Origin of the sequence: Bergeyella zoohelcum ATCC 43767, from assembly GCF_000301075.1 — a bacterium.
In the GTDB taxonomy this organism is placed as follows: domain Bacteria; phylum Bacteroidota; class Bacteroidia; order Flavobacteriales; family Weeksellaceae; genus Bergeyella; species Bergeyella zoohelcum.
Window position 1 is genome coordinate 1 of record NZ_JH932294.1, and the last position, 24,540, is coordinate 24,540.

The following is a 24,540-nucleotide window of genomic DNA, read 5'->3' on the forward strand; positions in this document are numbered from 1 at the left end:
ATTTTTGGCCCACTTTTTTTCAGTAATTTTATATGTATTGATTGTGTGTAACATAACGAGGCAAAGATAGATAAAGTTTTCTAATATGCAAAAAGTTTTTTTTAAGCCGTACAATGATTTTAGAAGTTGAAAATTAGAAGTTAGAGATTAGAAAGCTAATGGCTAATTGCCAAAAGCCAATTGACATCTGTCAATAGCCATTCACTAAATTCCTACCATTATTCCTCCTTCAGTATTGCTATACATTCTTGTAAACTATTTTGCCAATATTTGGGAGTTATACCGTAATCTTTTTCTATTTTATCCAGTGCCATGGTACTCCTTTTGGGACGAGCAGCGGGCGTAGGATATTCTGCAGTGGTGATTTCTTTAAGTTGGATAGTAGCCCCAGATAATGCAGCAATTTCCTTAGCAAAATAAAACCATGATGTTTCAGGAAAATTAGAGAAATGATAAATACCAAATTTCTTTTCTGGATGTGCTATGATAGCCATCAGAGCTTCAGCCAAATCATTAGCATTAGTAGGCTGCCCCATTTGGTCTCCTACAATAGAAAGTTCCTCCTTCTGAGCAAAAAGGGAAAGCATGGTTTTCACAAAGTTTTTATTAAACTCGGAATACAGCCAAGAAGTTCTCACCACAATGGTTTTAGGATTTTCCTCTAATGCCAACTCTTCTCCCAACAGCTTTGATGTACCATACACTCCGATAGGAGCAGTGAAGCTCTCTTCATCATAAGAAATTTCTGTATCTCCAGAAAAAACATAATCTGTAGAAACATGAAGCAAAATAGCATTTAGCTCTTTACATACTTGAGCTAAATTCTGAACCCCATACGCATTGATTTCAAACGCTTTACTCTCCTCTTTTTCTGCTAAATCCACCGCAGTATATGCTGCACAATTTATGCAATAATTGGGTTTAAACTCATCCAAAACCGATTCTACGATAGATGCATCTGTAATATCTAATTCTGAGGAACTAACAAAAAGAAACTCATATTGTAACGCAAATTGTGGAGTCAACTTTTGTAAACACTGCCCGAGTTGCCCATTGGCTCCTGTCACTAAAATTCTTTCTCTCATTTTGATTTGTTATATTGACGAAATTTAGAAACTCTCTCTGCAAAGGATTTTTCTTCTACCTCATAAAGGCTGTCCTGAAAAAGCTGTTGATATTCAGGTAAAAGCACAGCACTTCTCCTCGTTTTAAGGTCAAAATGAATAACGGACATCCAAAGTACAGCATTCACTTTTCCCGTTTTTTCTTCTTTCATGATAAGTTCCACGGTAGAAATCCGGTCTGTTACTGCTATCACTTTACTAGAAATAATGACTTCCATATTGTATTTCAGCTCTTTGAGATACGCTATCTCATGCTGAATAGTTACCCAAGTGCAGCCTGTTTTTTTAGAATATTCCTCATAAGTAAAGCCATATCTATCCACTACATGGTCTTCTCTTGCATTGAGCATATATTCTATATATTTTACATTATTAAGGTGCCCGAGCGGGTCACAGTCTGAAAATCGAATTTTTACTTTTGATGATGGTTCGTTATTGGTCATTGTATTATTTTGAAAAAAATGAAAAATCTAAGTAGAAGATGGATGGGTTGAGGTACCTCCTGTTTCTACTTCCTCATTATCGATGATTAAAAGTTGCCATATCCAGTTTTAGGGAAAAGAAATTGGAAAAATAATTACTTCCACCGAAGCCCGAATTCGTAATAGCATAGTCCAAGGTAAGCCCTCTGTACTTGATTCCTATGCCTGCACTAGGCTGAAAAATCACTTTTCTATTAAGATTTTCTATATCGGTAATCGTCTGAAAACGATTGACCCCTAAACGCACAAAAAGCAAATCATCATATGCCATTTCCGCTCCTGCATAAGGTATGATGCTGGCAAAAGAGGAAGAGACAAGTGCGGCAGTTTTAGCAAATTCTACATGAATTCCTGCTTCGGGAAGGAGGGTGATATAATTGGTAATTTCAAAGGCCTTGCTCATTCCCGCATTAAGTTTAGGAGCTGTAATTTCCATTTTATCTTTAGGAGCGGGATTAAACTCTTCACCATTGACTACCGTGGAAAGTTCCTTTTGATTAATGGTCCAAAAGTTCACCGTAGAAGTAATATCTCTTACCATGAAACCGTACTTCCATCCATTTTCGCTTCGGATGATTGCTCCTAAATCAAATCCAAAACCAAAGCCATTAGCAAATTTGCCTACATTTCTATATACTATTTTCGCATTTACCCCTGCATCAATATTAGGATTCCCGAAGGGATGAAAAGCATAAGAAACTATTCCTGCATAATCTGCCTGAGAGAAAGTAGATATTTTATCATAGTCTATATTCCCTTCTCCGTCAATCATCTGTGTGGTATTGAGAATATTATCTACTCCAAGCCGCACCAGTGAAATCCCGATAACTCCATTTCTGCTGCCCAAGGCTTTGGCATAGCTTAAATAATCATATTTTGCAATACTTTCAAAATACTCTGCATGCATAGCCGCCGCCTGCCAATCTGCTTCTATTGCCATTAATCCTGCAGGATTCCACATTGGAGAATAAACATCATCTTGACTACTTACCACCGCACCTCCCATTCCCAGCCCTCTGGCTCCTGCACCTATATTGAGAAACTCATTAGAATATTTCCTTACAATCTGAGCAGATAACATACTGGAAATCAATAAGAATGGTAAAAAATATTTTTTCATAATTCTGCTTCGGTTTTAAGTTCTTTTTTTCGTTTTGATTTAATGATTCCATTGACCACAATGGATAAAATCATCACAAGAGATGCGATATAAAACGCTGGGCTCATCTGTTCCGATTCTTCAAAGATAAAAAAAGCAAAGATAATTCCGTACACTGGCTCTAAATTTACGGTCAAAATAAGTGTAAAAGGCGAAATATACTTCATCAGTTTTACCGATTCTAGCATAGGATACGCAGTAAACACCGATGCCAACACAATGAGCCAACCCAAATCTACCATAGGAAGATGAGTGAAAACTTCCTGCTGACCACTGAGCAATAAAAATATCCCCACTGCTGCACAGCCACAAACAAGTTCATAAAAAATAATATTATGAGATGCGGTCTTCCCAAAAAGTTTACCATTGAACACAGAAAATAGCGTTCCGAAAAAGGCGGCTAAGATACCATAAAATATGCCTTCTTTATACTTAAATTCTATATTGAAAATCACTCCAATACAAGCCACAATAACACAACCGATGAGAATTTCTAGCCAGTCTATCTTTCGTTTAAAAAATAATGGTTCCACAAAAGCAGCAAATAGTGTAGATAATGATAAACAACATAGTGCAATACTCACATTAGACACTTTAATAGAATGAAAAAAACAGACCCAATGAATAGCAATGAGTACGCCCACACCAAAAAGCATTTTAAAAACTTGCTTAGAAACTTTTAGAGATTCCTTTTTAACACATCGGATAAAAAACCAAAGAATAATACCCGCAAAAAGCATCCTATAAAATACCAGTCCCAATGCTTCTATACTAATTAATTTCCCTACTATAGCAGTAAACCCCCAAAGAAAAACAATGAGATGGAGGCGTAATATGGGTGAATTTTTCATTGTGCAAAAATATTTAAAATTCCGATGGAAACCATCATGAAATAATGAATTCAAAAAAAAACAAATGAAAAGAAATTCATCCATCAAAACCTATTTCAATTTTGTTTATCTATCTTTGTAAAAAACCAAAAATGAAAAACTTACAATTTGATTATTTCCTGAATGATGAAAATAATGTAGAAATAGAATTTACCGAAGTAGTTCATGAGCATTGTGCCACTAAAATTTATAAAAAAGGAACATTAATTTCTACAGCTGGAGAAACTTTTCACAATATTCTCTTCGTAAAGAAGGGGCTTCTAAGACAATATTATATAGATGAGAAAGGAAAAGAGAGCATTTTACATTTCGCACCAGAAAATTGGTTAATTTCAGATCGGGCTTCCAGCTGCTTTCATCAGCCTTCAATGTACGATATTGAGGCACTAGAAGACACCACCGTAATGGTCATTACGCCAGAAATCATTGAAAAAATATCTGAAAAGAATCCTGAATTTGCCACTTTTAATCAGAATCTACTTCATAGACACATTCACACACTCCAAAAAAGAATTACCATGCTACAAGCGTTCACCGCGGAGCAAAGGTATTTAGATTTCATTAAAACCTACCCTGATATTCTTATGCGAGTACCGCAGAGCATGGTAGCCTCTTATCTGGGAATTACTCCTGAAACTCTGAGTAGAGTAAGAAGAGAATTAGTTACCAAACATAAAAATGCCTCCTCATAGAGGAAGGCATTTTTTAAGTTTTATTCTGAAAAAATTAATTATTTTCATAAGAACGATCCATCACGAAATCATCCATGAACTTGGTAGTATAATTTCCTGCCACAAAATCTGGATCTTCCATCAGTTGTCTATGGAAAGGAATGGTAGTTTTTACCCCATGAATATAAAACTCTTCTAATGCTCTTTTCATTTTAGAAATAGCTTCCTCACGAGTCTGAGCCGTAGTAATGAGTTTGGCTATCATAGAGTCATAATTAGACGGGATAGTATATCCTGAATATACATGCGTATCTACACGGATTCCATGCCCTCCTGGAATATTAAGTCCCGTAATTTTACCTGGGCTAGGACGGAAATCATTATAAGGATCCTCTGCATTGATTCTACATTCTATGGAATGCAGTTTAGGAAGGTAATTCACTCCTGAAATTGGTGTTCCTGCCGCAAGGAGGATTTGTTCTCTAATCAAATCATAATCTATCACTTGCTCCGTAATAGGGTGCTCCACTTGGATACGCGTATTCATTTCCATAAAATAGAAATTTCTATGCTTATCCACTAGGAATTCTATTGTTCCTACCCCTTCGTATCCGATGAATTCAGCCGCTTTTACAGCTGCCTCTCCCATTTTTTCACGAAGTTCATCCGTCATAAAAGGAGATGGCGTTTCTTCGGCCAGTTTTTGATTTCTCCTTTGCACCGAACAGTCTCTTTCAGAAAGATGACACGCTTTTCCGTATTGGTCTCCAGCAATTTGGATTTCTATATGCCTTGGCTCTTCAATGAGTTTTTCCATGTACATACCGCCATTACCAAACGCTGCTTCTGCCTCTTGGATAGCAGATTCCCAATGTTCTTTTAGCTCCCCTTCATTCCATACTCTACGCATCCCCTTACCACCACCACCAGCAGTGGCTTTAATCATCACGGGATAACCAATTTCTTCTGCAATTCTTCTGGCATCTTCATAAGAATCTATAAGCCCATCTGAACCGGGTACACATGGCACACCTGCCTCTTTCATTGTAGCTTTAGCATTAGCCTTATCTCCCATTCTATCAATTTGTTCCGGAGTGGCTCCAATGAATTTGATACCGTTTTGCTGGCAAATTCTAGAGAAATTAGAATTTTCTGATAAGAATCCATACCCAGGGTGGATGGCATCGGCATTGGTAATCTCAGCTGCCGCTATAATATTAGGGATTTTAAGATAAGAATCTTTACTCATCGCAGGGCCTATACATACCGCTTCATCCGCGAAACGAACATGAAGACTATCTTTGTCCGCAGTAGAATATACTGCCACGGTTTTGATGCCCATTTCCTTGCAGGTACGCAAGATACGCATCGCTATTTCTCCTCTATTGGCTATTAATATTTTTTTAAACATAATATGAGTAATAAGTTAACAAGAAAATTTGAGAAATAAAACCTATCTTATTCTCAAATCACCTAATCCTAAGCCGGATCTACCAAGAACAATGGCTGGTCATACTCTACAGGTGTAGCGTCATCCACAAGGATTTTCACAATTTTTCCTTTTACCTCCGCTTCTATCTGATTAAAGAGTTTCATTGCTTCTATTACGCAGACCACTTTACCCTCGGTTACTTCATCTCCTACACTTACAAAAGCATCTTTGTCTGGTGCAGGTTTTCTATAAAAAGTACCTATCATAGGAGACTTAATTGTTACGAATTTACTATCATCATTGGTAGTTTCTTCTGTTTTAGCTGCGCTCTCTGTAGCAATAGGCTGTGCTACTGGTGCCACTGGAGTTACTGGTGCAGCCACCGGTGCTGCAGTATGGTACACTTGCTGAGGAAGAACTGCTGCTACTTCATTTCCCGCCAAAGGAGTTTTAATCGTAATTTCAAAATCCTTTGTTTTGTATTTCACTTCTGAAACTTCTGCTTTAGAAACAAATTTGATTAAATTTTGAATTTCTCTAATATCCATTTTTTTGATTTTTCTAATTTCCAAATATACAAAAAAAACCATTCAAAGGAATGCGATGAATGGTTTTTTGTTTCAAAAACTAATCTTAATTTTCTTCTGTAGTAGCAGTTTCTTTTTCCATTACTACTTTACCACGGTAATACAATTTACCTTCATGCCAGTGAGCTCTATGGTAAAGGTGCATTTCTCCTGTGGTAGCATCTTTAGCTAATTGAGGAACTACAGCTTTATAGTGTGTTCTTCTTTTGTCTCTACGAGTACTTGACTGTCTTCTTTTTGGATGTGCCATTTCTAATAATTTTTTTTAAGATGAGCGATGAGATTCATCATCTCATCATATATAAACTATTTATTTTTTCTTATTTTTATCTTTCAATTTCAGGAGTTCTGCCCACCGCGGGTCTATTTCTTCATTTGGGTGGTCTTCCTCCATTTCATATTCCTCTTCATCCAAATCATCTTCCATGCAGTTAGGCGAAATTTTCTTCATTGGAACCGAGAGCATTACCATCTCATACACCAACTGAGCAATATTAAAAGCAAAATCATTCATAGGAATAATAATGACTTCTTCATTGCTATCATCATATTCTTCCCCGAATTTCACTAATACCTTAAGCTCTGGCGATATGGCATAGGGATACACCTCGTTAGATATATCACATACCAAATCTATGGTTCCTTTGGCCCTAAGTTCAAACTCTAAGAATGTACTATGTTTCAACAGCTCCACTTCTAAATCAATGCGTGGATTAGTAAACTCTTGTTCGGTTTCAAACAATTGAAAGAACGCCTGTTGTATCTCAAATTGGAACAAATGTTTTCCTTCCTTCAATCCAGAAAACACAATATCATAATTCTGTATTTTGTCCATAGAATGAGTGTGCAAAAGTAAGTATAATTTTTAATATAAACAAAAGATATAATTAACTTTTATAAAAAAAGTGGTGTCTAATTTTACTATCTTACCCAAATATCATCTTTTTCGATGGAGTTATTATTTTCTTCCATCCAATCCCAAAGCTCTCGGTCAAGTAATCTGTAACCTTCTTCTAAATCTATTTTTTGCCCGTTCACCACAGCTCCACTTATTCCATACTGAAGATCCTCTTGCCTTGCAGTAGCACTTGGAGACTTTATATAATCCTTTTTCAATCGGATTAAATGTTCCCTGTCTTTTACCCAAGCTACCTTCTTCTCAATAATTATATCTTTCCTTTCTTCTTGTAAACCGATTGCTTGATAATGATACTCACCATCAGCACTTTTAACTTCTAAAATCAGCCCCGGAAGTTGTCCAAAAACATAAGGACCATCATGTACAGGAATATCAGGACTGTACCAAACTTCCCAGTCTCTTCCACCAAAAGATGTAATTGCCTTTTTACAGAGATAATCTAATATTCTTTTGGTCTCATTAGGAATTACTTTCCATTGAAAACTAATTCTTCTCTTCAGTGCAAAGTAACTTGAATTAAAATGATAATAATGTTTTATATCTTTATCAATATAACTTTTTATGATAAAATCTTTTGTGGCATACTGTGGAATATGACTTCCATCTACAGGTTTACCTGCATTAACCTCACTGTATAAGGAATCGGAAATCATTCGGCTAAAACTTTTATACACGGACATCTTTTTTCCTGATGAGGTATGAAGCTGAAATATTTCTCTTTTTATGAGGGGCTTCTTCGTATTCGGTATAAAATCTAGACGATATGTTACCTTTAAGTCCTGTCCAAAAATCCCAGAGCATACCCCAAATAATACACATAATAAAATAAACTTTGAAAATATTTTTTTCTTTTTATTCATTTAAATCAAATTTTATATTAAAGAATATTCATCAAAATATATGAATTAATACGCTCTTTTTTTTAGAAAAGGAAGAAAAAATTATATTCTATTATTCCGTCGGCAAATCTTCATCTACCGTAGATTCATTATTCTTTTCCATAGGCTTCAGTCGGTTTTCCATCAGCATTTGATATTCTTTTCTCTGCTGAAAAATTTTCACTGCCGTAAAGACCGCTTCGGAAAAACTTCTCTCATCAGCAATATTTTTCCCAGCAATATCATACGCTACACCATGGTCTGGAGAAGTTCTGATAAGAGGGAGCCCTGCCGTAAAATTCACGCCTTCTTCGTACGCTAAAGTTTTAAAAGGTGCCAAACCTTGGTCATGATACATCGCTAATACCGCATCATAATTCTTATACTTTGAAGGCTGAAAAAAACTATCTGCAGGAAAAGGACCAAAAGCCATAATTCCTTGGTCAAAACATTCTTGAATGGCAGGAGTGATGATTTCTATCTCTTCCCTGCCTATTTTACCACCATCTCCAGAATGCGGATTCAATCCTAATACTGCAATTTTAGGTTTTGGTATTCCAAAGTCTTCTTTTAAAGTTTGTACCAAAAGATGGATTTGTTTTTTTATCTTATCCTTATTAATGGACTGTGCTACCTCCGAAATAGGAATATGATGAGTAGAAACGGCTACTTTCAAATCATCAGAAACTAAAAACATAATTCCCTTCTTTCCTAGTTTTTCTTCTAAATAGCCTGTATGACCAGCATGAGCAAACCCTAACTTCATCATCTCTTCTTTATTAATAGGTGCGGTAACCAGTACATCTATACTTCCTTTTTTAAGTGCTTCTGTAGCTGCTTCTAAGGAATCTATTGCCATACGCGTAGATTCTTCGGTAGGTGTACCTAGCTCTACATTCACATTATCTTTCCAGAGATTGACCATATTAAGTTTCCCAGCAACCGCTTGTTCGGGCTGAAGAATATAATTAAAGTTCATATTGAGCTTAAAAATATTCTTTTGATAAGTAAAAAGTTTACCTGAACCAAAAATAATAGGGGTAAAAAAATCAGTAATATTTTTATCTTTGAGAGTTTTCATAATAATTTCTGGACCAATACCATTGAAATCACCAATAGAAATCCCTACACGCACTTTATGAGGTTTTGTAGTCATAATTTTTTATCATTAACCAGATTAAAAAACAAAAGTACAAAATATTTATTTGAATAAATTGCGAAATCATACTATAGCAAAAATAACACTGAAAGAAAAAGTAACCACCATTAGCTCTTGTCATTTGGCTGATAGCGATTAGCATTTAGCTCTTATCGATAAGGAGATATATAAAAACGAAAAAGCCTTGTGAGGATTCACAAGGCTTTCGATTAAAAAACTGGCGGCGACCTACTCTCCCGCTTTCGCAGTACCATCGGCGCTGGTGGGCTTAACTTCTGTGTTCGGAATGGGAACAGGTGAGCCCCACCGCTAAAACCACCCTAAAGGTCTTTAGCTATAAGCATGAGGAAATAAGCCCTAGGCTTATAAATACACTCTGCTTTTAACATATGCTTTATTTCGCTTTCGGCTTACTCTAAAACAATAATCACTTCGATTAATGCTTAAAGACTATAGCCTACAGCTCTTAGATAAAAACTTTCACAAAGAGCAAACCGCTTAACTAAGAGTGCCTGAAAAAAGGCAATAAATCTACGGGTAATTAGTATTACTCGGCTATGTTGTTACCAACTTTACACCTATAACCTATCAACGTGGTCATCTCCCACGACCCTTAAAAGATGTCTCATCTTGAGGCAGGTTTCGCACTTATATGCTTTCAGTGCTTATCCTAACCAAACATAGCTACTCTGCGGTGCGCCTGGCGGCACAACAGATACACCAGAGGTTTGTTCAAATCGGTCCTCTCGTACTAAATTCAAGCCCTCTCAAACATCTAACGCCCGCAATAGATAGAGACCGAACTGTCTCACGACGTTCTGAACCCAGCTCGCGTGCCACTTTAATGGGCGAACAGCCCAACCCTTGGGACCTTCTCCAGCCCCAGGATGTGACGAGCCGACATCGAGGTGCCGAACCTCCCCGTCGATGTGAGCTCTTGGGGGAGACTAGCCTGTTATCCCCGGAGTACCTTTTATCCTATGAGCGATGGCCCTTCCATACGGAACCACCGGATCACTATGTCCTGCTTTCGCACCTGATCGACTTGTAGGTCTCACAGTCAAGCACCCTTATGCCATTACACTCTACGCACGGTTACCAAGCGTGCTGAGGGTACCTTTGAAAGCCTCCGTTACTCTTTTGGAGGCGACCACCCCAGTCAAACTACCCACCACGCAATGTCCTTCTAAAAAGAAGTTAGACTCCAAGTAAGCAAAGGGTGGTATTTCAACGACGACTCCACCAACACTAGCGTGCCAGCTTCTAAGTCTCCCACCTATCCTACACATTACTTACTCAAAGGCAATACGAAGTTATAGTAAAGGTTCACAGGGTCTTTTCGTCCCATTGCGGGTAATCGGCATCTTCACCGATACTACAATTTCACCGAGCTCGTGGCTGAGACAGTGCCCAGATCGTTACACCATTCGTGCAGGTCGGAACTTACCCGACAAGGAATTTCGCTACCTTAGGACCGTTATAGTTACGGCCGCCGTTTACTGGGGCTTCAGTCAATCGCTTCGCTTACGCTAACAACCTTCCTTAACCTTCCAGCACCGGGCAGGTGTCAGACCCTATACAGCATCTTTCGATTTAGCAGAGTCCTGTGTTTTTGATAAACAGTCGCCTGGGCCTCTTCACTGCGGCCATCATTACTGATGGCGTCTCTTATTCCGAAGTTACGAGACTATTTTGCCTAGTTCCTTAGCCACGACTCACTCGAGCACCTTAGGATTCTCTCCTCGACTACCTGTGTCGGTTTATGGTACGGGCTGCTGCACTCGCTTTTCTTGGATCCAGTTACTCTTCAACAGCTTCGCCCGAAGGCTAAGCCTTGACTATTCCGTCAGTCTCCAGAAGTCTGGCTGAACCGTCACTTTTATTGTGAGCAGGTTAGGGAATATTAACCCTATGTCCATCCACTACCCCTCTCGGGTTCGCGTTAGGCCCCGACTAACCCTCAGCTGATTAGCATGGCTGAGGAAACCTTAGTCTTTCGGTGAGCGGGTTTCTCGCCCGCTTTATCGTTACTTATGCCTACATTTTCTTTTCTATAAGCTCCACCAAGCCTCACAGCTCAGCTTCAGCGCCGATAGAATGCTCCCCTACCCAGTATACAATACTGCCATAGCTTCGGTAATATGCTTATGCCCGATTATTATCCATGCCGAACCGCTCGACTAGTGAGCTGTTACGCACTCTTTAAATGAATGGCTGCTTCCAAGCCAACATCCTAGCTGTCAATGCAGTTCAACCGCGTTGCTTCAACTTAGCATATATTTGGGGACCTTAGCTGTTGGTCTGGGTTCTTTCCCTCTCGGACATGGACCTTAGCACCCATGCCCTCACTGCTGTGCATCATTTATTAGCATTCGGAGTTTGTCAGGAATTGGTAGGCGGTGAAACCCCCGCATCCAATCAGTAGCTCTACCTCTAATAAACTAACACAACGCTGCACCTAAATGCATTTCGGGGAGTACGAGCTATCTCCCAGTTTGATTGGCCTTTCACCCCTACCCACAGGTCATCCGAAGACTTTTCAACGTCAACCGGTTCGGTCCTCCACTTTGTGTTACCAAAGCTTCAACCTGCCCATGGGTAGATCACAAGGTTTCGCGTCTAATCCTACTAACTCAACGCCCTATTCAGACTCGCTTTCGCTTCGGCTCCAGATCTTAAATCCTTAACCTCGCTAGTAAAATTAACTCGTAGGCTCATTATGCAAAAGGCACGCCGTCACAGCTCAATGCTGCTCCGACCGCTTGTAGGCGTACGGTTTCAGGTTCTCTTTCACCCTTCTATTCGAAGTGCTTTTCACCTTTCCTTCACAGTACTTGTTCACTATCGGTCTTTCAGGAGTATTTAGCCTTGGAGGATGGTCCCCCCATATTCAGACAGGATTTCACGTGTCCCGCCCTACTCTTTCTTCATCTATTTATGCCTTTCATGTACGGGGCTATCACCCTCTATGGCTACACTTTCCAGTGTATTCTACTAAACATATATAAACTTTTGGGCTAATCCGCTTTCGCTCGCCACTACTTACGGAATCTCTTCGATTTCTTTTCCTCCGGGTACTTAGATGTTTCAGTTCTCCGGGTTCGCTCACCTTACGGTGTAATACATCTTCAATGTATTGGGTTGCCCCATTCGGATATCTACGGATCAATTCGTGTGTGCCAATCCCCGTAGCTTTTCGCAGCTTACCACGTCCTTCTTCGCCTCTGAAAGCCTAGGCATCCGCCATACGCCCTTAACGATTTCTTTCCTTTTGGTTTACTCAAGCACTCTTATTTTCTATTTAAAAAATAAATAGCACTCGGTTTTCTCTTTGTGATGTCTTTATCGTTAATGTCAATGATCTTTTTTCTTGCTGTAAGCTCTAAGCCGTAGGCAGTATGCTCTAATACCTTTTTCCTACTTCTCTCAAAACTCCTAGCTTATTGCCTAAAGCCTATTGCTTTAAGCTTCGTGGAGAATAAGGGAGTCGAACCCTTGACCTCCTGCGTGCAAGGCAGGCGCTCTAGCCAGCTGAGCTAATTCCCCCTTTATTACGCTCTAGGCTCTATAGTGTAGGCAGTAGGCTTATCGCCTATGGCTTACTGCATTATCGCCTAATGCTTAATTAGTAGTCTCGGGCAGGCTCGAACTGCCGACCTCTACATTATCAGTGTAGCGCTCTAACCAGCTGAGCTACGAGACTTTTTAATTATTAACTAATATTTTTAAGTATAAATCATAAAACTATTAATTAAAATTATCTCATTTCCCTGATACTAATCTTTATAGGGGTATATATATAACAACCAACGAAAACCAAAGCGAAACTATGAGTAAGTCTTTGTTTTTGACTTCTTAGTCTCTAAAATGAGATGTTCCAGCCGCACCTTCCGGTACGGCTACCTTGTTACGACTTAGCCCTAGTTACCTGTTTTACCCTAGGCAGCTCCTTTAACGGTCACCGACTTCAGGTACCCCAGACTTCCATGGCTTGACGGGCGGTGTGTACAAGGCCCGGGAACGTATTCACCGCGCCATGGCTGATGCGCGATTACTAGCGATTCCAGCTTCATAGAGTCGAGTTGCAGACTCCAATCCGAACTGAGACCGGCTTTCGAGATTCGCATCACTTCGCAGTGTAGCTGCCCTCTGTACCGGCCATTGTATTACGTGTGTGGCCCAAGACGTAAGGGCCGTGATGATTTGACGTCATCCCCACCTTCCTCTCTACTTGCGTAGGCAGTCTCACTAGAGTCCCCAACTTAATGATGGCAACTAGTGACAGGGGTTGCGCTCGTTGCAGGACTTAACCTAACACCTCACGGCACGAGCTGACGACAACCATGCAGCACCTTGAAAATTGTCCGAAGAAAACCGTATTTCTACAGCTGTCAATTCCCATTTAAGTCTTGGTAAGGTTCCTCGCGTATCATCGAATTAAACCACATAATCCACCGCTTGTGCGGGCCCCCGTCAATTCCTTTGAGTTTCAAACTTGCGTTCGTACTCCCCAGGTGGCTAACTTATCACTTTCGCTTGGTCTCTGAAGTATAATACCCCAAAAACGAGTTAGCATCGTTTACAGCGTGGACTACCAGGGTATCTAATCCTGTTCGCTCCCCACGCTTTCGTCCATCAGCGTCAGTTGTAACTTGGTAACCTGCCTTCGCAATTGGTGTTCTGAGTAATATCTATGCATTTCACCGCTACACTACTCATTCCAGCTACCTCAAATACACTCAAGACCGACAGTATCAACGGCAGTTCTACAGTTAAGCTGCAGGCTTTCACCACTGACTTATCGACCCGCCTACGGACCCTTTAAACCCAATAAATCCGGATAACGCTTGCACCCTCCGTATTACCGCGGCTGCTGGCACGGAGTTAGCCGGTGCTTATTCATACAGTACCTTCAGCTACCCTCACGAGAGTAGGTTTATCCCTGTATAAAAGAAGTTTACAAACCATAGGTCCTTAGTCCTTCACGCGGGATGGCTGGATCAGGCTCTCACCCATTGTCCAATATTCCTCACTGCTGCCTCCCGTAGGAGTCTGGTCCGTGTCTCAGTACCAGTGTGGGGGATCACCCTCTCAGGCCCCCTAAAGATCGCAGCCTTGGTGAGCCGTTACCTCACCAACTAGCTAATCTTACGCGTGCCCATCTCTATCCGCCGGAGCTTTCAATATTAACTGATGCCAATCAATATATTATGGGGTATTAATCTTCCTTTCGAAAGGCTATCCCCCAGATAAAGGCAGGTTGCACACGTGTTACGCACCCGTACGCCGCTCTCATTGTTAGTTAGCAAGCTAACCAACAAATCCCGCTCGGCTTGCATGTGTTAGGCCTCCCGCTAGCGTTCATCCTGAGCCAGGATCAAACTCTCCATTGTATGTTTTTCCTTACGCTCACTCAAAGTTTTGACTTCGCTTTGGTCTTTCCTTATCTTGGTTGTTTTATATCTTATTTCAATGATCTCTTCGCTTCGTTGATTTCAAATCTAAAAATTTAATATTTGATATCCTTAAAATCAACTGCTCTTTTTCGCTTTACAAATCCTTAACTCTAAGGCTTTCGTTTTTGCGAGTGCAAAGGTAAGAAACTTTTTTTATTCTGACAAAACTTTTTTAAAGTTTTTTTTAATTTCTTTTCTTTACTTCCGTTCTTACTTAAGAACCGGACTGCAAAGATAAAAATCTTTTTATTTAAACTCCAAATGTTTTTCAAAAAAAATTAAGTTTTTTTTCCTTAACTTATTTTCTTAATCTCCTTCGCCGCTCATCATTCCTGATTTGCGGGTGCAAAAGTAGATACTTCCTACATAACTACCAAATTTTTATGCCACTTTTTTTAATGTTTTTTATTGCAAAATAACCAAAATACTGATATTCAACAAAATAAATTTTAATACAGCAAAACAAAAAGCGGAGGGCAATTAACAAATACCTGTTGGCAAAGGGCTTTTAGCTAATACCCATGAATGAAATAAATCTTATGTAAAAGAAAAAATGAGAAAAGTGAGCGTATCTTAATTATTAGCAACGCTGAGTATGCTATTGGTAATATAGTTTAAATGAGTACTAAAACAAAGTAATAATTATCGTGAAAACATTTTGATTTGTTTGGAATATTTAATATTTTAGTCCCAAAAATAATCCATGAAGTTCAAACTTATATTAAGACAGAAACAAGGAAACCGCATCCCCTTTCATTATCAACATCCACTTTCAGCAGCGATATACAAACTCATTCAACTTGCAGATGCCGATTATGCCAAAGAAATTCACGACAAAGGTCATGGAAAGGGATTTAAATTCTTTACTTTTTCAGATTTGAACTTTAAAGATTTTAAATGGCAAGATGATTTCATCATTATCCATGAAAAAGAAATCGTGGTATTATATATAGATCTCCATGTTCCCCAAACTTATCGCTCTTTTATGAAAGGAATCTTTGCGAATAAAACGCTAACTATTGCCGATACAGAAAGAAAAACAAATTTCACTATCATTTCTGTAGAAGTAATGGACTCTCCTATTCAACATAAAAAGGATAATGAAGTAGTGCTGATTACCACTTCCCCCACTTCCCCTATCTGTGTAGGAAGAAAAAATGAACGAGGCAATTATGATTATCTTTCTCCACAAGATGAAAATTACACTCAGTTTTTATTAAACAATTGGCGAGAAAAAGTAAAAACTTTTTATCCTAATGAAGCAGATGAGTTAATGGAAATAGCTGTAAAAAATACTAAAAACAGTAAAAGCAAACTGATTATTTTAAAAGCTCACACTCCTCAAGAAACCAAAATCAAAGGTTATAAAAACTTTGAAATTACCATCATGGGTAAGAAGAAACTGGTAGAGTTATTAATTCATGGTGGGTTAGGATTACACAATGCTCAGGGAATGGGTAGTGTAAGAATACTATAATAATGATAAAACACCATTTATACTAACAAGGTAAGAATAAAAACACATTATGAGATATATTATAAAAATTGATGTTTCGGGGATACAGAAATTCATTTTTGATATTCCATCTGAAGGAGCATCTAAACAGCTAAAAGCCCGCTCATTCTATGTATTTGCCATTCCACATATTGTTTTAGAGATGTTAAGAAACAGATTTGGGAGAGAAAATGTGGAAGTAATATACAATGGCGGAGGAAATCTTTTCGCCTTTATCATAGCAAAAGAAGATGCACTAAGAACATTTAGAACTGAATTAGAAAATTTTGAATTTGAAGGAAATCTATTTCCCTTTATGAGCTTCGTGCAGGAACAATCTGATTTTAAAACTTCTATGCAAACCCTCAACAGGGAAGTGAATAAGGTAAAGCTACAAAGACAATTTAAGACCGCACCTTATATGGCAAAACAAAAAGAAATAGACTGGAAAGATTTTGTCAAGGATTTTATAAATGCCCAAAGTTTTAAGATAAGTACATCCACAAGAGGAAAAAACGAAATCAGCCTTGGAGATTTTACCTTACAATTTAATCGTTCAGGTAAGGATGCTTTTTCATTAGAAGGAAACATCTTAAATAAATTACCGCTACAAAAAGATGGAGGAATATTAGAATTTGCAGAGTTGGCTCAAAAATCAAAAGACGAAGAAGCCGATCATAAAATTGCAGCCTTAAAAATGGATGTAGATAATCTGGGTATGCTTTTCCGAGACAAAGACCAAAAAGAATACGAAGAACTGAGCAAAGCAATGGAAAATTTCTTTTCGAAAACCATCTATTCATCAGTATTAAAACAAAAAATTGACAAAGGCTTCATCTACCCTGTATTTGCAGGAGGAGATGATTTATTTTTCATTGGCTCATGGCATATTATGCCGGATGTAGCAAAAGAGATTTATCATGCCTTTAGAAATTTTGCTAAAAATCAATTAGGCAGAGAAAACCTAACGCTTTCAGCAGGTATTGTATTGGCTCACCCTTCCTACCCTATGATTCGTTTGGCGGAAGAGGCAGAACATGCTTTGGAACTGGCCAAAAAAAATGATGAAAATAAGGATAGTATTACCTTTTTAGGTGAGCCAATGAAATGGACAGAATTTGATAAGTGCAAAAACCATGCAGCTACTTTTAAGGATCTGATTGTAAACAAAGGAGAGTCAAAAGCTGTATTACATCGTATTAAACAATCAGATATTGGATTTTTGAGCCAAAAGGAGAAAACACTGAAAAATAAAAAAATAAAACTCCCTATGGTGTATCGGTTAAAGTATTATCTGCGGAATATTAAAGAAGAAAATAGAAAAGTAATGGAAAGTATTTTCGATGAATATTCAGAGGCGTTACTAGATGCTTTCCTAAAGAGAAAATCTGAAAATAAACCCGCCATCTATGCCGTAGCTGCACGATGGACAGAACTATTAATTAGAAATAAAGAAAAAAATAATAAAAATGAGCAATTATAACGCACAAAAAAGAGAAAATTTCCCAAAAGGAAATAACGCAGGAAAATCAAAGCATAACTCTCCCAAAATAGATTTTAAAGAGACTTATTTCAAAACAACTTATCAGTATTTGAATAATATCAATGAAGAGAACATAGAATTAGATATGATATTCAATGCTATCAGCAAATTTGTTGAGATAGAGTGTAAATCCATTACTACCACACAATTGCGTAATATTTATGCAAAAATAGTAGACTGTGATACTGTTAAAAGTCTCAAAATGCTTCGTCCTAACTTGGCATATATTGCGGCAAAACAAAAAAACGCAAAAGATGTAGTGATGTTTTTGGATCAACTAATACAAGATGTAAAAGATGACCCAAAACAAGATGTAGAAGATAACAAACACCTAATTTCTTTCAAAAAAGTAATGGAAGCCATAGTGGCTTATCATAAATTTCACCACAACACTAAATAACTTATCTATTATGAAACTCGTACAAAAACATATCATCCAAGGCACCATCACAGTAAAAACAGGATTACATATTGGAGGTGGAAAATCAAGTTTAGACATCGGAGGTTTAGATGCTCCTGTCATTAAAACCGCAAAAGGCATTCCCTATATCCCAGGCAGCTCTATTAAAGGAAAACTCCGTTCACTATTAGGAATGAAAGAAGGTTCTTCTGAACCTAAGACAGATTCTGAACCATTACGCCAATTGTTTGGTTGTTCAGAAAAAGGAAAAGAAGAAAAAACAAGAGCCATTTTCCGTGATGCCTATTTAGATACTGAGCAATTCAAAACATTAAACTTCAACAAAGACTTACTGGCAACGGAATATACCGAAGAAAAATATGAAAATGTAATAGATAGAGTGCAAGGAAAAGCAAAAAATGGTGGACTGAGACAAATGGAGAGAGTGCCTGCTGACACGGTATTCCTTTTTGAAATCATCTTAAACCAATACGATGAAGACAGAGAAAACCTTTTAGAAACCTTAGAAAAAGGAATAGATTTACTGAATAATGATTATTTAGGAGGAAGTGGAACGAGAGGTTACGGACAGGTAAAAATGGAAATTTTATCACAGAAGAAATTACTAAATGAGTAGCCGATGAAAGTAGTGAAACTCAAATGTCTTGAGAGTGCAAAATTCCATATTGGAGAATATACCGAAGATCAAAATACAGTGCTGTTTAATACGGCAAATATTATTCATTCCGATGTGTTATTCGGGGCATTCATCAGTGCTTTAGCAGAGCGAAATCCCGAAAAAATAGAGGATTTCAAATCTTATGCTGCCACTGGAGAATGGTGCATCTCTTCCGCTTTTTATTTATTAGAAAGAAAAAATGAAAAGGTAAAAGGTAAAGATACATTGTTTTTACCCAAACCCGTTTCATTGAACCTGTATCAAGCAAAAGATTTAGCCCAACTCGATGTAAAGAAATTCAAAAAAATAGAATTTATTTCACAAAAAATTTGGGAACAAGGCATTACACCTGATCTATGGTTTGATGAAGAAGGAATTTGTTTCCAGCCCAATAGTAAAGCCATTTGTCTAAAAGAAGAAATGACCGAAAAAGTAGAATTTTATACCATTACCGATGAGGAAAAAGTACATCTAAAAGACGGTGAAGAGAATGAACTCTATACCAGAACTTGCATTGAACTTTTGGGCAATGAAGCTTGGGAAGTACATTTTTATTTTTTTATGAAAGATGCTCATCTCCCTGAAGAAGATCAGGCGTTGGCTCTACAAATTTGGGAAGATGTAGCCGCCAATGGCATCGGTGGCGAACGCTCTACAGGCTGTGGCTATGTAAAATCCATAGAGATTTCAGAGCATGATTTCAGTGAAATTCCTGCTAAAAGATTAGTGGCATTGGGGTTAATTTTCCCTGAAACCTTAGACCATTTAAGCTATTATCAAACCAAAACCCGAGGCGGTATGCGGTATGGAAATGAAGATAACAACAAACGCCTTAAGGTGATAACGGCCATTACGGAAGGAGCTATCATAAAAACAAGCATTCCTGCCCGAGTGATTGACCTGAGCGAGGCCGATAAAAAATACTGGAAATACAGCAGTAATTTCGTATTGCCTTTACATACTAACTTTGATTTTGAATAAGATGAGTAAAGAAATTAGACCCAAAAAATCTTATACCATACAGCTCACCACACTTACCCCAGTATGCATAGGGAATGGAGGGAAAATGGTAAGTACTTCGGACTATGTCTTTGATAAAGCGAATAAGCAAATCCATTATATTAATAAAGAAGCCGTTGCCCAAAAATTAGCAGACCATGATGAACTGATGGATAAATATATTCAGGGAATCATCCACGGTATGGATAATAATAATACTACTCACTTTGACCTTAAAAATTTTTTAGAAAAAACATTAAGTTTAAGCCCCAAAGAGTACATATCTTATAGTGTTACCGCCAATATAAAAAGTGATAAAGATATGAATACCATTATTAAAGATGCCAAAGGGAATCCCTATATCCCTGGAAGCACCATAAAAGGAGCTCTGAAAAATGCAATGGCCTACCGCCTTGTAGATAAAAAATGTATAGAAGATTTTGCAAAAAAGGTAAACCACATATTTATCCAGTTTAAACGAGAAATTGCAGGTAAAAATGTAAGGAAATTATCATCAGAACAATTCTCAAATCTCAACACTATCAAAAGTTTTGAAAAGGAATTAGAGTTATTTAACCAAAATATTAATAACCTTTTTGTTCAAAGCGAAAAAAACGAGGAGGGAAAAGTGATTCAAGAAATCGCCATCCACAATCCTTTGGTTTCAGATTCTGAGAAGATTTCATCCTCCAAAATAAAAGTAGTAGATATAAAAAGGGTGCATCTCCATGCTGAAAAAAATATTGATATTCTTTGGGAGAGTATTCCTGCTAAAATTTCCACTACATTCCAATTAAAACTGGAGGAAGAGGAGGATATACATAAATTATTTCAGCAAATCAATGATTTTACATTTAATAATATCAGCTCAGAGCTAGAGACACTTGATTATCGTACCTCTAAAACCAATGACAATAATATCATTATTTCTCAGTTAGAAGCGTTTCAAGAAAATATAGAGCATCTATCTGCATCTGAATGTATTCTAAGAATTGGTTTTAATAAAGGTTTTTATTTCAATTCCATTGCAGATTTATTATATAATAATCATAAGGAAGTCTTTGAAAAATTCTTAATCTTATCTGATTATGTAAAATACAAAGGAGGAAGAAAAATACATCCAGATGAAGTGAACTTTCCACTTACCCGTGGTATAACCCCTGAAAGCACCTTGGGCTGGGTAAAATTAGAAATCATATAAAAAAGAAAGAAATGAAAGATTTAATTGTAGTCATATTAAGTGACCAAACAATACCTAATGTATTGTTCATAAAAGAGTTTTGTAAAAAACCGGAAGATGAAATATTATTTATTTCCAGTCATAAAATTCAGAAGGAAGGAAAAGACCAGTGGATAAAAAAAGCGGTCAATATTGAAAATAAAATACACACAATAGAAGTAGATTTTAATGGTAAAGACATACAAGAAAAATTAGAATCTTCAGATATTGATTTTGACGAATTTGATAAAAAACTGGTGAATATCACAGGAGGAACCAAGTTAATGTCATTAAAATGTTACATCTTTTTTAGGGAAAGAGGTTTTGAGATATTCTATAATCCAAATGCTCAAGAATATTTAAAAATATTCCCTACAACAAAAAATAACCAGTTTAAATTTACATCAAAACTCAATGTAAAGGAATATTTTGACGCCTATGGCTATGATAGTAAAAATGATAGCATCACACAAGAACCTGCTTATACCCAAAGATTTTTTGATTGGTTTTTGAATAAAGGTAATGATTTTTATCATGTCATTAAAAAATTACAAGAAAAAAGAAATGAACTTTCAAAAAAGAAAAACAAAAATATTCTCATTTCAGAAGTGGAGGATTTAGAGCTACTTTTAAAGGAAATAGATTTCCCTATATCAGAGGAAAACAAAATTTCTAAGAAAGAAATAGAATATCTCACAGGCAATTGGCTAGAAGAATATGTTTATAATAAACTAAAATCCACTGGATTAACAGATGATGAAATACGAATAGGGGTAAGTAGAAAAAATGAAAATACAGAAAATGAACTGGATGTAGTCTATATCAAAGACAATGTTCTCCATGTGGTAGAATGCAAGACCTACATCGTTAGTAAAGAAAAAACATCATTACCCAATGACACGATTTACAAACTGGATAGCATCTTAAAAGAGCTGGGGCTATTTCCTAAATCGTACATCGTAACTTTAAACCAAGAAAACGAAATAAGCGATACACATAAAAAAAGAGCTAAACAATATAATATCAGCCTTATTTCTGTGGAAAAACTTCAGGAAAGTAATTTTCAAAACCAATACTTTCACCTCTAATGCTCATTAATCTATCCAATCATCCGCTCAGCCAGTGGAGTGAGCGACAAAGGGAGGCTGCCCATGCACAGTTTGGCAAAGTGAGAGATATACCTTTCCCTGCCATAGACCCTTATGCCACAGAGCAAGAAATACAGAATTTAGCAAAAGAATACTTCACCCAAATAGAAAAGATGCATCAGCATGAAAGGGTAAAAGCCGTACATCTTATGGGCGAGTTTTCATTCTCTTTTGCTCTAGTAGATTTACTGAAAAAAAGCGGATTTAGAGTAGTGGTTTCCACATCAGAAAGGAATGTAACTGTACTAGAAAATGGTGAAAAACAAGTGAAATTTAATTTTGTGAAATTTAGGAACTATTGATTCCTCATACTGAAAAAATATGAGGAATCTTATATCTATCATAACTATAGCTATGAGTATTCCTTATTATATCTTCAGTAACGGCAGACTCTCTAAACAGGACAATTCTCTGGTACTTCATTATAAAAATGAAGAAACCCGAGTAGAGGAGAAGCATTTTATTCCTATAGAAAATGTGGATAATATTTACTGCTTTGGGCAGATGGACTGTAATTCTGCCCTACTCCACTTCCTAGGTAGAAAGGGAATCAGTCTGCATTTTTTTGATTTTTATGAACACTATACCGGAAGTTTTATTCCAAGGAAAGACCTCCTAAGTGGCAAAATGCTGGTACAGCAAGCTCTTTTTTATCATGATACCGCCCAAAGACTTTGGTTAGCGAAACGCTTTATCATGGGTGCCGCCAAAAACATGTACCGAAACCTAAAATATTACCTACAAAGAGGCAAAGAAGTACAGCAAAGCATCCTTAAAATAGAAAATCTCTATCCCAATATCAAGGAAGCCCAAAGCGTACAAGCATTGTTCGGGGTAGAAGGGAATATCCGTATTGCTTATTATGAGACTTTTGACAAAATCATCACAGGATTTACTTTTGATAAAAGAAGTAAAAATCCGCCAGTAGATGCCATCAATAGCCTCATTTCTTTCCTTAATATGGTATGCTACACCATATGTACAGATGCCATACACCACACCCAGCTGAATACTACCATCGGTTTTCTCCATGAACCCAGTGAGCGGAGACATTCACTAGCGCTAGATGTAGCCGAAGTATTTAAGCCACTATTGGTAGATAGAACCATTTTTACTTTGGTCAATAAAAAAATGGTACAGCCAGATGACTTCGAAGTATCTAAATTTGGGGTAACCATCAAAACGAAAGCCAAGAAAAAAATAATTAAAGTATGGGATGAAAAACTGAGTGATACCATTTTCCATAGAGAACTACAGCAGTATGTTTCCTATAAGACTTTGGTACAAAAAGAATGCTATAAGCTTCAAAAACATTTGCTGAAAGAAGAACCCTATAAACCCTTTCATGCGTGGTGGTAAGCCCCTCAAAATCCCTACCCATAAAAATATTTCATCTTTTAATTTAATGCTTATGCACATCATATTAGTTTATGACATTAGTGGCAATAAATCTGTAAAAATGCTTAAGCTATGCCGCAGATATCTGAATTGGGTTCAGAATAGTGTCTTTGAAGGAGAGATTACAGAAGCTAAACTGAATCAGTTAATTGCACAGATCCATAGAATCATTAATAAAGAGTTAGACTGTGTCATTATTTATAGTTCCCGCCATTCCAGCTGGGCGGAACGGAAAGTACTGGGCATAGAACAGAATCCCATTAAGAATATTTTGTAATTGTCGTCTATCTATTGTAAATTTGTGGGATAAAGATGTTCTTTGACATTCCGAAAAACATAACACACGCACAGCCAATGAGATAAAACACCGTCTATCTCCTTAGTTTTTAGAGTAAAATAAGACCGACGATTTTTTAAAAAAAATAGACTCCAAAAATCACGAAAACATTAGGGGTTTTCAGTCTTTTTTACCTACTTTTGTAACCTATTCTAATCGCACCATAAGGAATTGAAACTGAAAAAAACACCGCACGAAAAAACGCTTTTTATCATTCTAATCGCACCATAAGGAATTGAAACTGACATGTCTTCCGTAGATGGAAGAGCTATCTCAGAATTCTAATCGCACCATAAGGAATTGAAACTCTCTCCATTTGGCTAATGTTTTTGCACTAATGCCAATTCTAATCGCACCATAAGGAATTGAAACTTAGATTAGGTAACTCACCACTCTTACTTAACTTTCATTCTAATCGCACCATAAGGAATTGAAACCTAATTACCTTTACACCACTTTAGATTAAAGTGGTGATTCTAATCGCACCATAAGGAATTGAAACTCAAAGAAACCATGCCCTTTGTAGCTGATAATCCATTCTAATCGCACCATAAGGAATTGAAAC

At 37.3% G+C, this 24,540-nt stretch carries 21 protein-coding genes, 2 tRNA genes, 3 rRNA genes and 1 CRISPR repeat array; of the genes, 11 read left to right on the forward strand and 15 right to left on the reverse strand.

The annotated features are described in order from the left end of the window. Positions 1 to 218: 218 nt before the first annotated feature. The 4 genes from rfbD to HMPREF9699_RS10420 all read right to left on the reverse strand — a co-directional run bounded on the left by rfbD (position 219) and on the right by HMPREF9699_RS10420 (position 3,616). The gene (rfbD, locus tag HMPREF9699_RS10405) at positions 219 to 1,085 is read right to left on the reverse strand and encodes a dTDP-4-dehydrorhamnose reductase (RefSeq protein ID WP_002664628.1); all 867 of its coding nucleotides are present in this window, start codon (positions 1,083 to 1,085) and stop codon (positions 219 to 221) included. Next, positions 1,082 to 1,567, reverse strand: a complete 486-nt coding sequence (locus tag HMPREF9699_RS10410; RefSeq protein ID WP_002664630.1) for an acyl-CoA thioesterase — start codon at positions 1,565 to 1,567, stop codon at positions 1,082 to 1,084. The genes rfbD and HMPREF9699_RS10410 overlap by 4 nt, the downstream gene beginning before the upstream one ends. Before the next feature lie 76 nt (positions 1,568 to 1,643). Next, positions 1,644 to 2,726 carry a putative type IX sorting system protein PorV2 gene (locus HMPREF9699_RS10415; RefSeq protein WP_002664632.1) on the reverse strand — a complete coding sequence of 361 codons (1,083 nt, stop codon included), beginning with the start codon at positions 2,724 to 2,726 and terminating at the stop codon, positions 1,644 to 1,646. Further along, positions 2,723 to 3,616, reverse strand: a complete 894-nt coding sequence (locus HMPREF9699_RS10420) for a DMT family transporter (protein WP_002664633.1) — start codon at positions 3,614 to 3,616, stop codon at positions 2,723 to 2,725. Before HMPREF9699_RS10420 ends, HMPREF9699_RS10415 begins: the two co-directional genes overlap by 4 nt. Positions 3,617 to 3,747: 131 nt before the next feature. On the opposite strand from HMPREF9699_RS10420, the gene HMPREF9699_RS10425 reads away from it, so the two are divergent. Continuing rightward, positions 3,748 to 4,347: a Crp/Fnr family transcriptional regulator gene (locus HMPREF9699_RS10425; protein ID WP_002664635.1), complete on the forward strand. Its 600-nt coding sequence runs from the start codon at positions 3,748 to 3,750 to the stop codon at positions 4,345 to 4,347. A gap of 34 nt (positions 4,348 to 4,381) precedes the next feature. Here HMPREF9699_RS10425 and accC read toward each other — a convergent pair whose 3' ends face one another. The 11 genes from accC to HMPREF9699_RS10480 all read right to left on the reverse strand — a co-directional run bounded on the left by accC (position 4,382) and on the right by HMPREF9699_RS10480 (position 14,694). Further along, positions 4,382 to 5,737 carry an acetyl-CoA carboxylase biotin carboxylase subunit gene (accC, locus tag HMPREF9699_RS10430; protein ID WP_002664637.1) on the reverse strand — a complete coding sequence of 452 codons (1,356 nt, stop codon included), beginning with the start codon at positions 5,735 to 5,737 and terminating at the stop codon, positions 4,382 to 4,384. Positions 5,738 to 5,805: 68 nt separating this feature from the next. Continuing rightward, on the reverse strand, positions 5,806 to 6,306 hold the full coding sequence (accB, locus tag HMPREF9699_RS10435) for an acetyl-CoA carboxylase biotin carboxyl carrier protein (RefSeq protein ID WP_002664638.1): 501 nt from the start codon (positions 6,304 to 6,306) through the stop codon (positions 5,806 to 5,808). Positions 6,307 to 6,391: 85 nt separating this feature from the next. After that, positions 6,392 to 6,595 (reverse strand): 50S ribosomal protein L32, encoded by a 204-nt coding sequence (gene rpmF / locus HMPREF9699_RS10440; RefSeq protein ID WP_002664639.1) that lies wholly within the window; start codon positions 6,593 to 6,595, stop codon positions 6,392 to 6,394. 60 nt (positions 6,596 to 6,655) lie between these two features. Further along, positions 6,656 to 7,180, reverse strand: a complete 525-nt coding sequence (locus HMPREF9699_RS10445) for a YceD family protein (protein ID WP_172539687.1) — start codon at positions 7,178 to 7,180, stop codon at positions 6,656 to 6,658. 86 nt (positions 7,181 to 7,266) lie between these two features. Next, on the reverse strand, positions 7,267 to 8,124 hold the full coding sequence (locus HMPREF9699_RS10450; RefSeq protein ID WP_002664642.1) for a GLPGLI family protein: 858 nt from the start codon (positions 8,122 to 8,124) through the stop codon (positions 7,267 to 7,269). A gap of 91 nt (positions 8,125 to 8,215) precedes the next feature. Then, on the reverse strand, positions 8,216 to 9,298 hold the full coding sequence (gene pdxA, locus HMPREF9699_RS10455) for a 4-hydroxythreonine-4-phosphate dehydrogenase PdxA (RefSeq protein ID WP_002664643.1): 1,083 nt from the start codon (positions 9,296 to 9,298) through the stop codon (positions 8,216 to 8,218). A 218-nt stretch (positions 9,299 to 9,516) separates the two neighbouring features. Next, positions 9,517 to 9,624, reverse strand: a 5S ribosomal RNA gene (rrf, locus tag HMPREF9699_RS10460). Positions 9,625 to 9,822: 198 nt separating this feature from the next. Continuing rightward, positions 9,823 to 12,568: ribosomal RNA gene (locus HMPREF9699_RS10465) — 23S ribosomal RNA — on the reverse strand. Positions 12,569 to 12,773: 205 nt separating this feature from the next. Continuing rightward, positions 12,774 to 12,847 (reverse strand) — tRNA-Ala (locus HMPREF9699_RS10470). Positions 12,848 to 12,930: 83 nt separating this feature from the next. After that, a tRNA-Ile gene (locus HMPREF9699_RS10475) sits at positions 12,931 to 13,004 on the reverse strand. Positions 13,005 to 13,166: 162 nt separating this feature from the next. Continuing rightward, positions 13,167 to 14,694: ribosomal RNA gene (locus HMPREF9699_RS10480) — 16S ribosomal RNA — on the reverse strand. Together the 16S, 23S and 5S rRNA genes with 2 tRNA genes alongside form the textbook arrangement of a ribosomal RNA operon. A gap of 766 nt (positions 14,695 to 15,460) precedes the next feature. Here HMPREF9699_RS10480 and cas6 point away from each other — a divergent pair. The 10 genes from cas6 to cas2 are packed head-to-tail and all read left to right on the forward strand — an operon-like array spanning position 15,461 to position 23,915. Further along, a complete protein-coding gene (cas6, locus tag HMPREF9699_RS10485) occupies positions 15,461 to 16,234 on the forward strand; it encodes a CRISPR-associated endoribonuclease Cas6 (RefSeq protein WP_002664645.1) in 774 nt (257 codons plus the stop codon). Positions 16,235 to 16,283: 49 nt separating this feature from the next. Further along, complete coding sequence (gene cas10 / locus HMPREF9699_RS10490; RefSeq protein ID WP_002664646.1) at positions 16,284 to 17,735, forward strand: type III-A CRISPR-associated protein Cas10/Csm1; 1,452 nt, start codon at positions 16,284 to 16,286, stop codon at positions 17,733 to 17,735. Beyond that, on the forward strand, positions 17,722 to 18,195 hold the full coding sequence (csm2, locus tag HMPREF9699_RS10495) for a type III-A CRISPR-associated protein Csm2 (RefSeq protein ID WP_002664647.1): 474 nt from the start codon (positions 17,722 to 17,724) through the stop codon (positions 18,193 to 18,195). Before cas10 ends, csm2 begins: the two co-directional genes overlap by 14 nt. 10 nt (positions 18,196 to 18,205) lie before the next feature. Beyond that, positions 18,206 to 18,832: a type III-A CRISPR-associated RAMP protein Csm3 gene (csm3, locus tag HMPREF9699_RS10500; protein ID WP_002664648.1), complete on the forward strand. Its 627-nt coding sequence runs from the start codon at positions 18,206 to 18,208 to the stop codon at positions 18,830 to 18,832. A gap of 3 nt (positions 18,833 to 18,835) precedes the next feature. Then, positions 18,836 to 19,855, forward strand: coding sequence for a type III-A CRISPR-associated RAMP protein Csm4 (csm4, locus tag HMPREF9699_RS10505; RefSeq protein ID WP_002664649.1), 1,020 nt, complete (start codon positions 18,836 to 18,838; stop codon positions 19,853 to 19,855). Between the two features lies 1 nt (position 19,856). Then, the gene (gene csm5, locus HMPREF9699_RS10510; protein WP_002664650.1) at positions 19,857 to 21,074 is read left to right on the forward strand and encodes a type III-A CRISPR-associated RAMP protein Csm5; all 1,218 of its coding nucleotides are present in this window, start codon (positions 19,857 to 19,859) and stop codon (positions 21,072 to 21,074) included. A gap of 11 nt (positions 21,075 to 21,085) precedes the next feature. Beyond that, entirely contained in the window at positions 21,086 to 22,180 is a 1,095-nt protein-coding gene (locus HMPREF9699_RS10515) for a Card1-like endonuclease domain-containing protein (protein WP_002664653.1), read from the forward strand. Further along, positions 22,180 to 22,542, forward strand: a complete 363-nt coding sequence (locus tag HMPREF9699_RS10520; protein WP_002661304.1) for a hypothetical protein — start codon at positions 22,180 to 22,182, stop codon at positions 22,540 to 22,542. The genes HMPREF9699_RS10515 and HMPREF9699_RS10520 overlap by 1 nt, the downstream gene beginning before the upstream one ends. A gap of 19 nt (positions 22,543 to 22,561) precedes the next feature. Then, positions 22,562 to 23,599, forward strand: coding sequence for a type I-B CRISPR-associated endonuclease Cas1b (gene cas1b, locus HMPREF9699_RS10525; protein ID WP_245946124.1), 1,038 nt, complete (start codon positions 22,562 to 22,564; stop codon positions 23,597 to 23,599). A 52-nt stretch (positions 23,600 to 23,651) separates the two neighbouring features. Continuing rightward, entirely contained in the window at positions 23,652 to 23,915 is a 264-nt protein-coding gene (gene cas2 / locus HMPREF9699_RS10530; RefSeq protein ID WP_245946122.1) for a CRISPR-associated endonuclease Cas2, read from the forward strand. A 209-nt stretch (positions 23,916 to 24,124) separates the two neighbouring features. Then, positions 24,125 to 24,540: a CRISPR direct-repeat array (repeat unit 29 nt; unit sequence ATTCTAATCGCACCATAAGGAATTGAAAC).

Excerpts from the sequence above, each read along its gene's own strand:
- rfbD (WP_002664628.1), bottom strand. The coding sequence starts at position 1,085 with ATGAGAGAAAGAATTTTAGTGACAGGAGCCAATGGGCAACTCGGGCAG.
- HMPREF9699_RS10410 (WP_002664630.1), bottom strand. The coding sequence starts at position 1,567 with ATGACCAATAACGAACCATCATCAAAAGTAAAAATTCGATTTTCAGAC.
- HMPREF9699_RS10415 (WP_002664632.1), bottom strand. The coding sequence starts at position 2,726 with ATGAAAAAATATTTTTTACCATTCTTATTGATTTCCAGTATGTTATCT.
- HMPREF9699_RS10420 (WP_002664633.1), bottom strand. The coding sequence starts at position 3,616 with ATGAAAAATTCACCCATATTACGCCTCCATCTCATTGTTTTTCTTTGG.
- HMPREF9699_RS10425 (WP_002664635.1), top strand. The coding sequence starts at position 3,748 with ATGAAAAACTTACAATTTGATTATTTCCTGAATGATGAAAATAATGTA.
- accC (WP_002664637.1), bottom strand. The coding sequence starts at position 5,737 with ATGTTTAAAAAAATATTAATAGCCAATAGAGGAGAAATAGCGATGCGT.
- accB (WP_002664638.1), bottom strand. The coding sequence starts at position 6,306 with ATGGATATTAGAGAAATTCAAAATTTAATCAAATTTGTTTCTAAAGCA.
- rpmF (WP_002664639.1), bottom strand. The coding sequence starts at position 6,595 with ATGGCACATCCAAAAAGAAGACAGTCAAGTACTCGTAGAGACAAAAGA.
- HMPREF9699_RS10445 (WP_172539687.1), bottom strand. The coding sequence starts at position 7,180 with ATGGACAAAATACAGAATTATGATATTGTGTTTTCTGGATTGAAGGAA.
- HMPREF9699_RS10450 (WP_002664642.1), bottom strand. The coding sequence starts at position 8,124 with ATGAATAAAAAGAAAAAAATATTTTCAAAGTTTATTTTATTATGTGTA.
- pdxA (WP_002664643.1), bottom strand. The coding sequence starts at position 9,298 with ATGACTACAAAACCTCATAAAGTGCGTGTAGGGATTTCTATTGGTGAT.
- cas6 (WP_002664645.1), top strand. The coding sequence starts at position 15,461 with ATGAAGTTCAAACTTATATTAAGACAGAAACAAGGAAACCGCATCCCC.
- cas10 (WP_002664646.1), top strand. The coding sequence starts at position 16,284 with ATGAGATATATTATAAAAATTGATGTTTCGGGGATACAGAAATTCATT.
- csm2 (WP_002664647.1), top strand. The coding sequence starts at position 17,722 with ATGAGCAATTATAACGCACAAAAAAGAGAAAATTTCCCAAAAGGAAAT.
- csm3 (WP_002664648.1), top strand. The coding sequence starts at position 18,206 with ATGAAACTCGTACAAAAACATATCATCCAAGGCACCATCACAGTAAAA.
- csm4 (WP_002664649.1), top strand. The coding sequence starts at position 18,836 with ATGAAAGTAGTGAAACTCAAATGTCTTGAGAGTGCAAAATTCCATATT.
- csm5 (WP_002664650.1), top strand. The coding sequence starts at position 19,857 with ATGAGTAAAGAAATTAGACCCAAAAAATCTTATACCATACAGCTCACC.
- HMPREF9699_RS10515 (WP_002664653.1), top strand. The coding sequence starts at position 21,086 with ATGAAAGATTTAATTGTAGTCATATTAAGTGACCAAACAATACCTAAT.
- HMPREF9699_RS10520 (WP_002661304.1), top strand. The coding sequence starts at position 22,180 with ATGCTCATTAATCTATCCAATCATCCGCTCAGCCAGTGGAGTGAGCGA.
- cas1b (WP_245946124.1), top strand. The coding sequence starts at position 22,562 with ATGAGGAATCTTATATCTATCATAACTATAGCTATGAGTATTCCTTAT.
- cas2 (WP_245946122.1), top strand. The coding sequence starts at position 23,652 with ATGCACATCATATTAGTTTATGACATTAGTGGCAATAAATCTGTAAAA.